Here is a 15,514-nt window from a genome sequence, read left to right as displayed (position 1 = left end):
GTGGGGTGAGCATATAATGGGTCAATTAATCGATCGAATCAACGAGCTTTCACGTAAAAATAAAACCGTTGGGTTAACGAAGGAAGAGCTCGCCGAGCGCGACGAACTGCGTAAGAAGTATTTAGAAAACTTCCGTAACAATTTCCGGCAGCAGCTGGATAACATTGAAATTGTAGATGAACCGGATGCGAACAAGCAATAATCCAATACGAAGGTTATGCCGGATTTTGGAATTGGAGGGGAACGGCCTGCGCTCGCATGAGCAACGGTCATTTCCGCCGCCGGCTGCGCTGCATATACACACTACATATTTAATAGGAGGAAAACGGAAGTGTCACGATCGTGGGAGCGCAAAGTGCGCAAAAATATGAGTCAGATCAACAAAGCCCGCAAAAAACAAGGTTCATCGGGCATCGTGCTGGGCTCCGAGAAAAAGGACCGCTATACCGGAAGAAGCTTTATTGCACCGATTCTGTTGATTTTGTTTATCGGCATGTACGTCATTCTTGTAAGTTCCGACCCTTCATTTAAGGCGGGAACGATGTTCTATGTGACAGTAGGCTGTTATGTGCTGCTGGCGCTGGTATTCTTCTTCCGCAAGCCTTATCTTACTGTAGGCAAGGATTATGTGCAGACCCGCAAGCTGACAGGGGACAAGCGTCTGAATCCAGCCGCAATTAAAGGCATCAGCGTACAACGCGGTTATGTCGTTATTGAGCAGCATAAAGGCGGGAACTGGGTATTCTCCCGCGTTATGAACCGTTATCCGACAGATGAAATGGGTGCACGGCTTCAAGAGTTTGCTAAAGTGCATAACTTGCCGTTTGAACAAAAATAGATAATGAGTGGGAGAGTTTAGAGAACGATGGCGAAACAAGCAGTTTTATTCGATCTGGATGATACCCTGTTATGGGATGACCGCAGTGTAAAAGAAGCTTTTGAGACAACTTGTCAAGCAGGTGCCGATGCAGCAGGCGTTGATGCCGGTGAGCTGGAGGAGGCCGTCCGCCGCGAGGCTCGTGCTTTGTATGAATCGTACGAGACATTCCCGTTTACGAAAATGATCGGAATTAACCCGTTTGAAGGACTATGGGCGAACTTCCGCGAAGGCGAGCAAGAGGAGTTCCGCAAGCTGGAGCAGCTCGCTCCAACCTACCGCAGAGAGGCTTGGACACGCGGATTGAAATCGCTTGGCGTCGACGATGCTGAGCTGGGCGCAAATCTGGCTGAGCAATTTCCAGCGGAACGTCGTAAACGTCCGATCGTCTATGAAGAGACATTCCGTGTGCTAGATGCGCTGAAAGGCAAATATAAGCTTCTGCTTCTTACGAACGGTTCGCCGGACCTGCAAAGAGAGAAGCTTGCAGGTGTGCCGGAGCTCGTTCCGTACTTCGACCATATTATTATTTCCGGCGAGTTTGGCGAGGGTAAGCCAGCGGCTTCGATTTTCCATCATGCGCTGGAGCGTCTTGGCATTGAAACCGAGCATGGCATTATGGTTGGCGATAAACTGACAACCGATATTTTAGGTGCCAATACGGTAGGGATGACTTCCGTCTGGATCAACCGTCATGGTGCGGTTCGCAATGACGAAATCGTTCCGGCTCATGAAATTTCTCATCTGGAACAGCTGCTGACGCTACTTGAGCAATAGCAGAACATGAAGAAGCCCCCGCACCATCCGAAGATGGGAGCGGGGGCTTCTTTACTGGTTGCATCTATTATTTGCTGAATTGAGGATCCTCGAAAGGATGAGCGATCCAGCCCTCTGTCTCAATGAAGAGACGGACAGCGACGATCTGACGGTTTTCCATCAAAGTGAAGAAGTGAGGAATCGTCTCTGGAACAGAGATGACGTCGCCAGCTTCAAGCTCAACGTCGAAATAGCCTACGTCTTCGGAGCCTTTAATAACGAAGATTCCTTTGCCTGCAGTAATTGCACGGACTTCATCTTCGGTATGGGTATGAACAGACTCGAATTTTTTAAGCAGCTCATCCAGGTTTGGAGTCGCATCGGACAATGCGATCAAATCCCAAGTTTTATATCCGCGGCGGGAAGCAAGATCACGAATTTCTTCATCAAAAGTAGATAGAATTTCGGCTTTTTCTTCATCGGAGAGAATGAATTTATCTTTTAAGTTCGCTGGAAGCTTATCAGCATTCCAATGCTCGTAGAGTACCTCTTGATTTTCTAAAAATTGACGAACATTCTGTTCGCCTGTGATGCGTTCGTCCGTGTTGCGGATTCGAATTTCAGCCATACTCATTCCCTCTTTTCCAATTGAAATTTACTGATATTTTGAATTATAGCGTAAAAGTCGCGGATTGTCGATGGATTACCTTTTCACAATGCGGTGATTCTGTTACACTAATTGTTAATGATTTTTCGGAAAGAAGGGTGCAGAACTTTGTCGAATCCTACGATTCAGGAATTAATGCAGCAGCGTATCCTCATCCTCGACGGTGCGATGGGAACGATGATTCAACAGGCAGATCTACAGGCTGAAGATTTTGGCGGCGAGGAGCTGGACGGCTGTAATGAAATGCTCGTTCTGACTCGTCCTGATGTTATACAGCGCATTCATGAGGAGTATTTGGAAGCGGGCGCGGATATTATCGAGACGAATACGTTCGGAGCGACTAGCGTCGTTCTGGCCGAATACGATATTCCGGAAAAAGCAGTTGAAATCAACATTGCTGCCGCAACGCTGGCCCGCAATGCTGTTGATAAATATTCGACCCCAGAACGTCCTCGCTATGTAGCGGGAGCGCTTGGGCCAACTACCAAAACGTTGTCAGTAACGGGCGGCGTCACGTTCGACGAGCTTGTAGACAGCTACTACGAGCAGACGGTAGCGCTCATTGAGGCTGGTGTTGACCTTATCCTGCTGGAGACGTCACAGGATACGCTGAACGTAAAGGCCGGAAGCATCGGCATACGCAACGCTTATGAGAAGACGGGCAAAGAGCTGCCGCTTATGATCTCGGGTACGATCGAACCGATGGGAACGACACTGGCAGGCCAAAGCATTGAGTCCTTCTACATTTCACTGGAGCACTTGAAGCCAGTTTCCATGGGTCTAAACTGTGCGACCGGCCCAGAGTTTATGCGTGACCACATTCGTTCCTTGAGTGAGATTGCGGATACAGCGATCAGCTGTTATCCGAATGCCGGCTTGCCGGATGAAAACGGCCATTACCATGAATCTCCCGAATCGCTTGCGGTGAAAATGTCAGCATTCGCCGAGCAGGGCTGGCTGAACATCGCTGGCGGCTGCTGCGGTACGACGCCTGAGCATATTCGCGTCATGGCAGAGACAATGGCGAAGTATAAGCCGCGGACGCAGTATGGCGTTCATGCGCCTGCCGTGTCGGGTATCGACACCGTTTATATCGAACCGGAGAACCGTCCAATTATGATCGGTGAACGGACGAACATATCGGGCTCGCGTAAATTCAAACGTCTCATCAAAGAAGGCAAGTTCGATGAAGCGTCGGAAGTTGCCAGAGCGCAAGTGAAAGGCGGCGCCCATGTCATCGATATTAACCTTCAAGACACGGATATTGATGAAGCCTATGCCGTGCATCAATTCATTCCTGAGGTTGTTAAGAAAATCAAAGTGCCGTTAATGCTGGATTCCACTTATGATCATATTATCGAGCTGGGCTTGAAATATTCGCAAGGCAAAGCGATTATTAACTCCATTAACCTTGAGGACGGCGAGACGAAGTTCGAGAAAATTTTGCCTCTCATCCATCAATACGGAGCAGCCGTCGTCATGATTCTGATCGATGAGCGCGGGCAGGCTGTATCGCGTGAGGCCAAGATGGAAGTAGCAGAGCGTTCGTATAACTTGCTGGTTGATAAATACGGGATGAATCCCGACGATATTATTTTTGATCCGAACATGTTCCCCGTTGGCTCCGGCGACCCGCAATACATCGGTTCGGCTGTAGAGACGATCGAAGGCATTCGGATGATTAAAGAGAAGTTTCCGCGCGCGAAGACGATTCTTGGCTTGAGCAACATTTCATTCGGTTTGCCGGATGCGGGCCGCGAAGTGCTCAACTCCGTCTATTTGTACCACTGTACGAAGGCCGGATTGGACTATGCAATTGTCAATACGGAGAAGCTGGAGCGCTATGCTTCCATACCAGAAGAAGAGCGCAAGCTGGCGGAAGAACTGATCTACAACACGAATGACGATACATTAGCCGCTTTTGTTGCCGCTTTCCGGGAGAAGAAGGTTGTTAAGAAGGAGAAGATCTCCAACCTGACGCTGGAGGAACGGCTTGGCTCCTATGTAATCGAAGGCACGAAAGAGGGACTTATTCCCGATCTGGAGCTGGCGCTGCAGAAATATTCGGCTATGGACGTCATTAACGGCCCGCTTATGCGCGGAATGGAAGAGGTCGGCCGGCTGTTCAACAACAACGAGCTTATCGTAGCGGAGGTGCTACAAAGCGCCGAGGTCATGAAAGCTTCGGTAGCTTATCTCGAGAACTTTATGGAGAAGGACGAGACCGCAGTCAAAGGCAAAGTTATTCTAGCAACCGTAAAAGGCGATGTGCATGATATCGGCAAAAACCTTGTTGAGATCATTTTGTCCAATAATGGCTACAAAATTATAAACCTCGGCATAAAAGTGCCGCCAGAGAAGCTGATTGAAGCGTACCGCAACGAGAAGGCAGACGTTATCGGTTTGTCGGGTTTGCTTGTTAAATCTGCGCAGCAAATGGTTATTACAGCGCAGGATATGCGGGATGCGGGCATCGATGCGCCTATCCTTGTAGGCGGAGCGGCTTTGACCCGCAAGTTCACCAAGACGAGAATCGGCCCGGAATACGAGGGTCTCGTTCTCTATGCCAAGGATGCGATGGACGGGCTCGATATCGCCAACAAGCTGATGGACAAAGAGCATCGTGCGCGTATGGAGCAAGAGATGGCAGAATATAAAGCATCCGGCGGAGAAGAAGTGGAAGAGAAGAAGAAGCTTCCGGAGCTCTCCAGAGCTGTTCGTTCGAAAATTTCGACGGATGCGCCGGTCTACATCCCGCCGGATCTGGAGCGCCATGTGCTTCGCAACGTACCAATTCCGCATATTATTCCTTACGTCAACATGCAGATGCTGCTAGGCCATCATCTGGGTCTCAAGGGCAACGTCGAGAACCTGCTGAAGGAAGGCAATGAGAAGGCGGTACAGCTGAAAGAAACGGTGGACGGCATCCTGCATGAAGGAACGGTTGATGGCATTATTCAGGCCCATGGCATGTACCGGTTTTTCCCGGCACAGTCTTCCGGCAATGATATTATCATCTACGATCCGCAGGATCACACGAAGGAGATCAAGCGCTTTACGTTCCCGCGTCAGCAGGTTGATCCGTTCCTCTGCCTCTCCGACTACTTGAAGTCGGTTGAGAGCGGTGTGATGGACTATGTCGGGTTCCTTGTCGTTACTGCCGGCTACGGCATCCGTGAACTGGCGCAGGAGTGGAAGGAAAAAGGCGACTATCTCCGTTCCCACGCCCTGCAATCGGTAGCGCTGGAAGTTGCAGAAGGCATGGCCGAGCGTGTCCATCATATGATGCGCGATGTATGGGGTTACCCTGATCCGCCAACAATGACTATGAAGCAGCGCCATGGCGCCCGCTATCAAGGCATTCGCGTATCGTTCGGCTATCCGGCTTGCCCGAACTTGGAGGATCAAGAGCCTTTGTTCGACTTGATGAAGCCGGAGGATATCGGCGTAGAGCTTACGGAAGGGTTCATGATGGAGCCGGAGGCATCGGTATCCGCCATGGTATTTGCCCATCCAGAGGCGCAATACTTCAATGTAGAAAAGGTTGAAAGATAACAGCCAACGAAACAGCCTGCGACTCGAGCCATAGTGAGGGGTAAACGAGATGGATATTTGGTTTCTGGGTACTGGAGCCGGTAGGCCGATGAAGGAACGGAACGTTACTTCAATCGCGCTGAGGCTTCCTGAGCCTGACTGCGCGCTATGGTTGTTCGATGCAGGGGAAGCGACGCAGCATCAATTCATGCGCACGCCGTTAAAGCTGAATAAGCTGGAAGCATTGTTCGTCACGCATCTGCACGGCGATCATACCTTTGGCATTCCGGGTCTGCTCAGCACGCGTTCTTATGTCGGGGGCAACGGTCCGATGAAGGTTTTTGGGCCGCCTGGCGTTCGGGAGCTCGTGGATACGTCGTTACGGCTCAGCGGTACGCGGCTGGACTATGAGATTGCTTATACGGAAATCGAAGAGGGCATTATTTTCGAGGATGAGCGATTTGTCGTGGAAGCAAGGGCGCTGGAGCACAGGCTGCCTTGCTTCGGCTACCGGATTACAGAGCGTGACCGCCCTGGCAAGCTCCAGGTTGAGAAGCTCAAGGAGCTTGGTGTGCCTGAGGGTCCATTGTATGGCCTCTTGAAAAAGGGGCAAAATGTGCAGCTGCCTGACGGCACTGTTATACGTGCCGAAGACGTTGCTGGAACACCGATTAAAGGACGAATTGTCACCATACTGGGCGATACGCGTCCATGCGACAATACGGTCGTATTGGGACGTGATGCGGATCTGCTCGTGCATGAAGCGACATTTGCAGACGGTCAGCAGGAGAAAGCGCATCTATACGGACATTCTACGACGGTAGAAGCTGCGGAAGCGGCACGGGCCGCTGGGGCCAGACGGCTTGTGATGACTCATTTCAGCACGCGGTTCACATCGGATCAGATGCCTGCGCTTGAACAGGAAGCGCAGGCGATTTTTCCCGAGTCTACAGCGGCTTATGATCTGTATCATACGAGCATTGCATGCCGGCAATAGGCCAGCATCAGCGGTAAGATGCAATGCCAGCAGCTCCGGCTGCGTGCCGGCTGCTGTCTGACAACGACGGTGAAGCCGGTGAAGAGCAAGGCGCATTCCTGCAAAGGGATGCGCTTTTTTGCTGCCGATGGAAAGTTATACAAGCCGGAACCGGCAAATAGCAATTGCCGGGCGAACGTGTATTCTGTACAATGAACAATAGAATAGATTCGTATGCTTCAATCACAACGATATTCTGGAATCCGTAATCCGTGTTTACCTGCGACTGTTTCCGGGCACTGCCGCTGCCGCAGCTGCCGAGAAGTCGGACTATTTGACTACTACCGGGTAATGTTGAAACACCCAATAACTGGGGAAATAGAAGAATACACAGTTACAATTTTCTAGGGATACGAACAAGAGATCGAAATAGCATAGAGCGAAGAAAAAGTCTGTTAAAAAAAGGGCTTTTTTTATTTTGTCCCGAACATATATAATGAGGGGAACAGCCGTTCTAGATTAGGAGTGATCATATGTTACGAAAGAAAAACCTTTCGCAACTCATAGAGGGATTAAGAACGAATGAAAATGTAATCAACTGGCACGAAGTTGAACCCATAGAAGCAAAAACAAGACTCATGCCTGAAAGCGTAGACGATCGGATAAAAGCTGCCCTGATTAAAAGAGGAATTGAACAGCTGTACAGCCACCAGTACACAGCGTACGAAACCATTCGTAAGGGCGAAAATGTCGTAGCAGTAACCCCGACGGCTTCCGGGAAAACACTCTGTTATAACCTTCCTGTTTTACAGGCGATAGCGGAAGACGATGCCAGCAGGGCGCTGTATTTATTCCCCACGAAGGCACTGGCGCAAGACCAAAAAAGCGAGTTAAACGAAATCATATCCGAAATGGGTATAGACATTAAAAGCTTCACTTACGACGGCGACACTTCCCCGGCCATTCGGCAAATAGTAAAGAATGTCGGCCATATCGTAATAACGAACCCGGACATGCTGCATTCAGCCATTTTGCCGCATCATACGAAATGGGTAAGCTTATTCAGCAATCTTAAATATATAGTCATAGATGAACTGCATACATACAGGGGGGTATTCGGCAGCCATGTAGCAAACGTAATCCGCAGGCTGCAGCGTATATGTAAATTTTACGGCAGTAATCCGCTATTTATTTGTACGTCGGCGACGATCGCGAATCCGAAGGAGTTAGCGGAACAGTTGACAGGTAAACCTATGCGGCTGATTGACGACAATGGCGCGCCAAGGGGAAGAAAGCACTTTGTTTTCTATAACCCGCCGATAGTTAATAAGCCGTTAAACCTTCGGAAAAGCGCAACGGTTGAAGTCAACCAACTGGCGAAAGAGTTTTTATCGAATAAAGTACAGACAATTGTTTTTGCCCGCAGCCGGGTAAGAGTAGAGTTGATACTGAGCCACCTGCAGGAAATCGTAAAAAATGAATTAGGGACCAAGTCCATAAGGGGCTATCGCGGCGGCTACTTACCGAACCAACGCCGGGAAATCGAACGCGGCTTACGGAACGGGGAGATATTAGGCGTTGTCAGTACAAACGCTTTGGAACTGGGCGTTGATATTGGGCAGTTGCAAGTCTGCATTATGTCGGGGTATCCGGGCAGCGTAGCCAGCACCTGGCAGCAAGCAGGCCGGGCGGGGCGGCGACATGGGGAAGCCGTAGTAGTTATGGTAGCCAGCAATACACCTATAGACCAGTACGTAGTGCAGAATCCCGAATACTTCTTTGAGCGTTCTCCGGAATCCGCGCGCATCAACCCGGAAAATTTATTGATTTTGGTAGACCACATGCGCTGCGCGGCATATGAACTTCCCTTTAAGAAAGGGGAGGAATTCGGTCCGGCAGAGATAACCGACATACTGGAATACCTGGTTGAAGAAAGGGTACTTACCCAGGCTGGGGGTACGTTCTACTGGGCGAATCAATCCTTTCCTGCCCACGAAGTAAGCCTGCGTTCCGCAGCGCAGGAAAACGTCGTAATAATTGACCAGTCGGACGTAGCAAATGTAAGGATTATAGGTGAAATGGACAGGTTTAGTGCTATGACTCTTTTACACGATGAAGCTATATACTTGCATGAAGGCGTACAGTTTCAAGTCGAAAAGCTGGACTGGGAACACAAGAAAGCGTACGTGCGCGAAGTAGACGTAGAATATTACACCGACGCCAACCTAGCCGTTAAGTTAAAAGTGCTTTCTATCGACCGAACCGAAAGCAGGCGCACGACTTCAATAAATCAAGGCGATGCGGCTGTAAATGTCATGGCAACGATGTTTAAAAAAATTCGTTTAACGAGTTTTGAAAACATCGGATACGGCCCCATAAAACTGCCGGAAGAAGAACTGCATACTAGCGCGACTTGGGTAGAAATAAATGAGGTGGATTCATCCATAGAAACGAAAACGCTTGAACAGCTGCTTATGGGTATAGCCAATGTGATACGGCATATCGTTCCAATTCATGTTATGTGCGATCGTAACGATATTCATGTAGTCTCACAAATAAGGGCCGAACATTCGCAGCTGCCCACGATTTTTATTTACGATCATTACCCTGGTGGCATCGGCTTAGCAGAAGACGTTTATAAGCGATTCGACGAGATAAAAGCAGCAGCCATAAACTTAGTTCGCCGCTGCCCATGTGAAGATGGTTGTCCTTCATGTATTGGAACTGAAATAGAAGGAATGAACGCAAAGAAAAAATCCCTTCTATTAATGGAGGGATTATAATGGCTTATGTTGGACCGATCGAGGAGGTTGGCTTGCTCGGCAAGGAGCAGGCGCTGCAGCTGCTTGAAGAAGCGGAGGGGACGCGATGAGCGGACTTAGAGACAGGATGAACCGGCTGCGCGGCACTAGTGCAGCCGCTGGAACTGGCATTGGCACGGATGCGGCGATTTCTTCCCCGGAAGAGACGGTTAAGCGACTGGAGCCGGAAACAGAATCGGTGACTGCAGCTGAGACAGAAGAGGATGAAATCCTCCATCCCGGCTGGCAGCCGATCGGCGTGAAGCTTCAACGTAATGCGGAAGGGACTTTCCTGCTGCGACAAATCCGCTATCCTCTCGAATACAAGCACGGCACTCATCGTCTGAATGAGCTGGGCGCTGCAGCCTCCGGTTTGTCGGCATTTCACGGCGAACCGGTGGAGCCGGAGCAGGTGTTGTTTCTGGATCTAGAGACGACCGGACTTGGTATTGGCGCTGGCAATGTGCCGTTTATGGTGGGGATTGCCTACATGCAGCATGGACAGTTTATCGTCGAGCAAGCGTTAATTCGTCATCCTGCGGAAGAAAGGGCAATGCTGGCGTACATCGAGAGCAAGCTGCCTTCGTACCGCTATTTGGCGACTTATAATGGCAGAACGTTTGACTGGCCGGTCATGCAGAACCGTTTTATTATGAACGGACGAGGCCGGAGGACATGGGAGCCGCTGCATCTCGATTTTCTTCATCCCTCCCGGAGCATTTGGAAAAATACCTTAACCTCCTGCAAATTAAGTCATGTCGAAGAGGAGCGGCTGGGCATTGAGCGAGTGGACGATGTGCCTGGCTCGCTGGCGCCGCAGCTGTACTTTCAATACTTAGCGGAAGGCGACCCGGAGCCGCTTGCAGGCGTCTTCCGGCATAACGAGATTGATATGCTGTCACTCGCCTGTCTGGCGATCCGGTTCGGGCATTTGCTTCATTCGGACGAGGAGCAGGGCGCATTTGGTGTGTTGCCGATCCCTTCGGAAACGGAAGAGCAGGTGCGTACCGGTTTGTGGCTGGAGAAAATGGGACTGCCTGACCGGGCGGAAGCGTTATTCGCCCTGGCATTGGATACGGAATCAGCGGCAGTATCTGCACTATTGATGCTTGCCGGAAGGGATAAGAAGGCTGGAAATTGGCAGCGAGCTGTGTTATTGTGGCAGAAGGCTGTAGAGCATCCTTATACATATGGATCTTCGGCAATTGCTGCGTACATTGAACTTGCCATGTTCTATGAACATAAGCTGAAGGATTACGTTTCGGCTTTACAATACACGACAGAGGCGCTGGAGCTGGCGCTGGGGAACCCGCTGCTGCAAAAAAGGGATGCGAAGAAAAGGGCAGAGCTCGACGGTCTTCGCAACCGGAAGGAAAGGCTTCAGCGCAAGGCGGGAAGGATGCATGGGTAGATGAAGGAACAAGGACAATTACCGGCTATGGGCGGCCTGCTGCTTGATTTGGACGGTACGCTGTACCACGGGACGAGACGAATTGAAGGCGCTGATCGTCTGATTCGGTTTTTGAAGGAACGGGAGCTGCCTTACCGCTTTGTGACCAACAACTCTTCTGCAACCCCTGAAGCGGTGGCCGACCGGTTGCAGGCGATGGGAATTGAGGCAGAAGCCAGTGATGTGTGTACTTCGGCGCAGGGCGCAGCAGGGCATATTGCTCAACTGAAGCCTGGCGCTTCAGTATTTGTTGTAGGCGAGGCGGGGCTTCGTCAAGCAGCAGAAGAAGCGGGCTTGAGATTGACGGAGGAAGAGCCTGACTTTGTGCTGCAGGGCATCGACCGCGGTTTGACGTATGAACGTTTGGCTGCGGCTGTACGCCATATTCATAACGGAGCTAAGTACGTTTTGACCAACCCGGATCTGCTTCTGCCAACCGAGAATGGACTTATGCCTGGAGCGGGCTCAATCGGAGCGATGCTTAAGGCGGCTGGGGGACAGGAACCGATTCTCATTGGCAAACCGTCGTCGATTCTGATGGACTATTCGCTGGATAAGCTTGGCTTGTCGGCTGATCAGACTTGGGTCGTAGGCGACAATTTGGCTACGGATATTGCGGCAGGGCGCGCGTCGGGCTGTGGAACAGTACTGGTTCTGACAGGACTTACAACAGAGGACAATTTCGAAAGCTACGCAGACAAGGCCGGCTGCAAGCCGGATGCAATTTGCGCAAATTTAGATGAGCTGATCTCGTATATTTCCGGTTCAACCGGGAGATAAGAGAAGGAAGCGAACGGACAGGAAGGAAGCGAGCTGCAAATGCCTGAATTACCGGAAATGGAAACGTATCGGCTCATGCTCTCAGAGCGTTTGGCCGGTGCTCAAATTATCGGAACGGAAGTAACGAGAGAACAGTCCGTTCATATGACAGCAGAACAATTTGACAATGCGCTGATCGGCAGAACGATCTGGTTCGTTGAACGCCGGGGCAAGCATTTAATATTTCATCTCGACAACGGCAAAAGGTTGCTGCTGCATCTAATGCTGGGCGGATGGATGTTCTATGGCACCGACGAGGAACGTCCGGAGCGAACCGTGCAGGTGACGATTAAATTTACGACGGGCAATCTTTATTTTATCGGGCTGCGGTTAGGCTATTTGAAGCTGATGTCGGTCAAAGAAATCGACACGGAGCTGGCAAAGCTGGGTCCAGACCCTTTTGATAAAAGGCTTATACTGGAGCGCTTCAAGGGGCTTTTCGCCAAAAAACGCGGCAACATTAAAGCGGCTTTAGTTGATCAGCATGTAATCGCAGGTATCGGCAATTGCTATGCTGACGAGATCGTGTTTGCTGCCGGACTTCGGCCGGATGCAAAAATTCCCGCTATCGAGCAAGCGACCTGGGAACGGCTGTATGAAGCGATGCATAGAGTGCTAATGGAAGGGCAGGCTCGCGGCGGTTATATGGATGATCCATTTACTTCGGGAGATGAGATTACCGGCGGCTATAATGGACATATGAAGGTGTATGATCGCGCGGGAGAACCATGCCTGCAATGCGGCACGCCTATTGAACAGATCGAAATTTCGTCGCGCAAGGCTTTCTTGTGCCCGAATTGTCAGAAGGAACAATAAACGATGGTCCGCGTTGGCCGGCATTTAAGCATTAGAGGCGGTTATGCTGCTGCTGCGAAGGAAGCTTATAGCGGCGGCATGCAGTGCTTTCAGTATTTTCCGAAAAATCCGCGCAGCTTGACGATTAAGCGATTCGACCGCAATGATGCGGCTCGCTGCGCTGACTTTTGCCGGGAGCATGATCTGAAATCGATTGCCCATACGCCGTATCCGACAAACCTGGCGGCTGAAGGAGAAACAGCACGGCAGCGGGTCGTGGAGTCGTTGTTGAATGATCTTGATATTGCCGATACTTGCGGTTCGGTAGGTGTAGTCGTTCACTTCGGGATCTATAAAGGCTCAGAACCGCTGCAAGGCTATCAATCGATTATCTATACCCTTAACGAGGTTACATCCCGATGGGATAGAAGGGCAAAGCTGCTGATCGAAATTCAGTCCGGCGAGCATGCGTTCATGGGAACGACGTTCGAGGAATTGGCGCAGATTCGCAAGCTGTGCCAGCGTCCTGAACAGCTCGCTTACTGCCTGGATACCTGTCATATGTTCGCCAGCGGCATGTGGCAAGGAGCGGGGGATGAGAAATGGCTGGCTGCAGGGGAACGCCTGGAAGTGTTGGGCGACGTAGCTGCCGTTCATTTCAACGATTCGCTGTTTCCTTCCGGTTCGAGAAGGGATCGCCATGCGCCGGTCGGCAAAGGGTATATTGGAGAAGAAGCGATGAAATGGATGCTGACGCTTCCGCAATTGGAGGATGTGCCTTTTGTTCTGGAAACGCCTCCAGATGAGGACGGAAGCTACGAAAGGCAACTGAATCTGATGCGCGAATGGGGGAGTCAATCATGATTTATGTTTACTTGGATGATTACAGAACCTGCCCGCCAGGCTTTGTCCTGGCCCGCAACGCGGAGGAATGCAAGCTGCTGATCGATTCGGAGTCGATCGGCATTTTGTCATTGGATTATGATTTGGGCTGGAGCGAGCCTACAGGCTACGAGGTCGTGCGCTATTTGGTCGAAACGGGAAAATATCCCGAGCAAGTCTATTTGCACACGTCCAGCGCGGCCGGAAGAATGCAGATGTACCATATGCTTTCCTCCAATGCGCCAATAGAGCTGAAGCTGCATAACGGTCCGATGCCATCGACGTTGCTGGAGGAAATTGCAAGAGGATCTTAAATGGAATGGAACTGCCGCACCGCCCACAGCTTTTGCAGTGCGGTGTTTCGCAGCATGACGGCGGTCGGAAGGTCGGTCGATCACAGATGGAGGTGTTGGCGTGAGCCAATGGATTGGCACGGCTAACCAAGGGTATTCACCCTATGCAATAGAGGAGCTTCGGCGGCTGCTGCCGGAAGTGAAAGTAGCGCAGCTGGTCGCTGGAGAGATTTTTAGATTTGATACGGCTCTTACGAAGGAGGAGACGGTCGCAACGATTCAAAACAATCGTCCGACCTTCCTCCGGCATATGCAGCCGATAGACCACAGCATTCCGGTTAGAGGCGATGCGGATGATTTGCAGGCGCTATCGGAATATATTCGCGGGGCGGAGTCTGTATTGTCGGACAAGCGTGTGTCAATTCACGTGAGAAAAGCGAAATCGACGAGCTTCACCTATTCGACAGCCGACACAAAAGGCGCGCTTGACGCTGTTCTTGGGGAGCTGAACGCAGAGTTGGTGTTCCAGCAGCCGGATTTCATTATCGCAATCTTCGCGGGCGAGAACACGATCGATGCAGGGATCGGCACACCGTCGGACATGCTGTCCGATTGGCCTGGCGGTGCTGTTCGTTTTCAGCGGGAGGAAGGGCAAATCTCCCGCGCCAAATTCAAGCTCCTTGAGGCGGAGCGGGAATTTGGGCTCGATTATTCATCGTATCGCCGCGCGCTAGACGTTGGTGCAGCTCCTGGCGGCTGGACATCACTGCTGCTGGAGCGGGGATTGCAGGTAACCGCTATCGATCCCGGCGATCTGCACCCGTCGCTGCAGAGTCATCCGTCGCTTACCTATTTGAAAAAGAACGCTTCCGAGGTGAAATTCGGGGCAGGAACTTTCGATCTGCTTGTGTGCGATATGAGCTGGAGCCCGATGCAAATGTGTCGGCTTGTGCTGGACCTGGAGCCAGCGCTTGCAGCGCATGCAACGGCTGTCATTACCGTGAAGCTGATGCACCGCAAGCCGCTGCAGACGATCCGCGAGGTGAAGGAAAGGCTGTCTACCTCGTTCATCATTGAGCAATCCCGGCAGTTGTTCCACAACCGGGAAGAGATTACGCTGCATTTGATTAAGAAGTAAAGTTTGGATATGTAATACGAAATGGGAGAGGCGGACATTTTTGTCCGTCTTTTTTGATTTTACAAGTTGTTTATGCGGGTGGGGGGCGGTGCACGTTGTTCGCTTTCAGCGAACCTGCTTCGTTAAATAACGAAGCTTACTTCGCTGTAGACAGCTAGAACGCTGATGGATGATGGAAGGGATGTCTACAACGAACCTGCTTCGCTAAATAACGAAGCGAAGTTCGCTGTAGATAGCTAAAAATGCAGGTTGATGATGGATGGAGAGCCAGCAACGAACCTGCTTCGCTAAATAACGAAGCGAAGTTTGCTGTAGATAGCTAAAATGCAGGTTGATGATGGATGGAGAGCCAGCAACGAACCTGCTTCGCTAAATAACGAAGTGCAATTCGTTGTAGACAGCTAGAATGCTGAAAAATGCTGGGCGGAGAATCTGCAGCGAACCTAATTTCGCTATTCGAGAACCTAGGTTCTTGAATAGCGAAGAAAGATTCGCTGTAGTGCTTTGCGTGCTGAAAATGGTATGT

Annotated in this window: 13 protein-coding genes; 12 read left to right on the top strand and 1 reads right to left on the bottom strand. The window is 50.8% G+C overall.

Annotated elements, in window-relative coordinates:
- Positions 1 to 16: 16 nt before the first annotated feature.
- From ACFVVF_RS04340 to ACFVVF_RS04330, 3 genes are all read left to right on the top strand, one after another.
- Positions 17 to 202: a DUF896 domain-containing protein gene (locus ACFVVF_RS04340; protein ID WP_387805711.1), complete on the top strand. Its 186-nt coding sequence runs from the start codon at positions 17 to 19 to the stop codon at positions 200 to 202.
- Between the two features lie 129 nt (positions 203 to 331).
- On the top strand, positions 332 to 838 hold the full coding sequence (locus tag ACFVVF_RS04335; RefSeq protein ID WP_387805709.1) for a hypothetical protein: 507 nt from the start codon (positions 332 to 334) through the stop codon (positions 836 to 838).
- A gap of 27 nt (positions 839 to 865) precedes the next feature.
- A complete protein-coding gene (locus ACFVVF_RS04330) occupies positions 866 to 1,654 on the top strand; it encodes an HAD family hydrolase (RefSeq protein WP_387805707.1) in 789 nt (262 codons plus the stop codon).
- 67 nt (positions 1,655 to 1,721) lie between these two features.
- Here the strand turns inward: ACFVVF_RS04330 and ACFVVF_RS04325 are convergent, their stop codons facing one another.
- Complete coding sequence (locus ACFVVF_RS04325) at positions 1,722 to 2,261, bottom strand: 1,2-dihydroxy-3-keto-5-methylthiopentene dioxygenase (RefSeq protein ID WP_387805705.1); 540 nt, start codon at positions 2,259 to 2,261, stop codon at positions 1,722 to 1,724.
- 174 nt (positions 2,262 to 2,435) lie between these two features.
- Between ACFVVF_RS04325 and metH the strand changes: the two genes are divergently transcribed.
- From metH to ACFVVF_RS04280, 9 genes are all read left to right on the top strand, one after another.
- Positions 2,436 to 5,855 (top strand): methionine synthase, encoded by a 3,420-nt coding sequence (gene metH / locus ACFVVF_RS04320; protein ID WP_387808827.1) that lies wholly within the window; start codon positions 2,436 to 2,438, stop codon positions 5,853 to 5,855.
- A 49-nt stretch (positions 5,856 to 5,904) separates the two neighbouring features.
- A complete protein-coding gene (gene rnz / locus ACFVVF_RS04315; RefSeq protein ID WP_387805703.1) occupies positions 5,905 to 6,831 on the top strand; it encodes a ribonuclease Z in 927 nt (308 codons plus the stop codon).
- A 512-nt stretch (positions 6,832 to 7,343) separates the two neighbouring features.
- On the top strand, positions 7,344 to 9,593 hold the full coding sequence (locus ACFVVF_RS04310) for a DEAD/DEAH box helicase (RefSeq protein WP_387805701.1): 2,250 nt from the start codon (positions 7,344 to 7,346) through the stop codon (positions 9,591 to 9,593).
- An 85-nt stretch (positions 9,594 to 9,678) separates the two neighbouring features.
- Positions 9,679 to 11,022 carry a ribonuclease H-like domain-containing protein gene (locus ACFVVF_RS04305; protein WP_387805699.1) on the top strand — a complete coding sequence of 448 codons (1,344 nt, stop codon included), beginning with the start codon at positions 9,679 to 9,681 and terminating at the stop codon, positions 11,020 to 11,022.
- Entirely contained in the window at positions 11,023 to 11,841 is an 819-nt protein-coding gene (locus tag ACFVVF_RS04300; RefSeq protein WP_387805697.1) for a TIGR01457 family HAD-type hydrolase, read from the top strand. It begins immediately after the preceding gene.
- Positions 11,842 to 11,880: 39 nt separating this feature from the next.
- On the top strand, positions 11,881 to 12,696 hold the full coding sequence (locus ACFVVF_RS04295; protein WP_387805695.1) for an Fpg/Nei family DNA glycosylase: 816 nt from the start codon (positions 11,881 to 11,883) through the stop codon (positions 12,694 to 12,696).
- Between the two features lie 3 nt (positions 12,697 to 12,699).
- Positions 12,700 to 13,539, top strand: coding sequence for a deoxyribonuclease IV (locus tag ACFVVF_RS04290; protein ID WP_387805693.1), 840 nt, complete (start codon positions 12,700 to 12,702; stop codon positions 13,537 to 13,539).
- Positions 13,536 to 13,871 carry a cyclic-phosphate processing receiver domain-containing protein gene (locus ACFVVF_RS04285; protein ID WP_387805691.1) on the top strand — a complete coding sequence of 112 codons (336 nt, stop codon included), beginning with the start codon at positions 13,536 to 13,538 and terminating at the stop codon, positions 13,869 to 13,871. The genes ACFVVF_RS04290 and ACFVVF_RS04285 overlap by 4 nt, the downstream gene beginning before the upstream one ends.
- Before the next feature lie 100 nt (positions 13,872 to 13,971).
- Entirely contained in the window at positions 13,972 to 14,988 is a 1,017-nt protein-coding gene (locus ACFVVF_RS04280; RefSeq protein ID WP_387805689.1) for an SAM-dependent methyltransferase, read from the top strand.
- The last annotated feature ends 526 nt before the right edge of the window (positions 14,989 to 15,514 follow it).

The sequence above is a fragment of the Paenibacillus sp. NPDC058174 genome, from assembly GCF_042883865.1.
Lineage (GTDB): Bacteria > Bacillota > Bacilli > Paenibacillales > Paenibacillaceae > Pristimantibacillus.
Note: the sequence above shows the minus strand (reverse complement) of the source record. Positions and strands in the feature narration are given on the sequence as shown.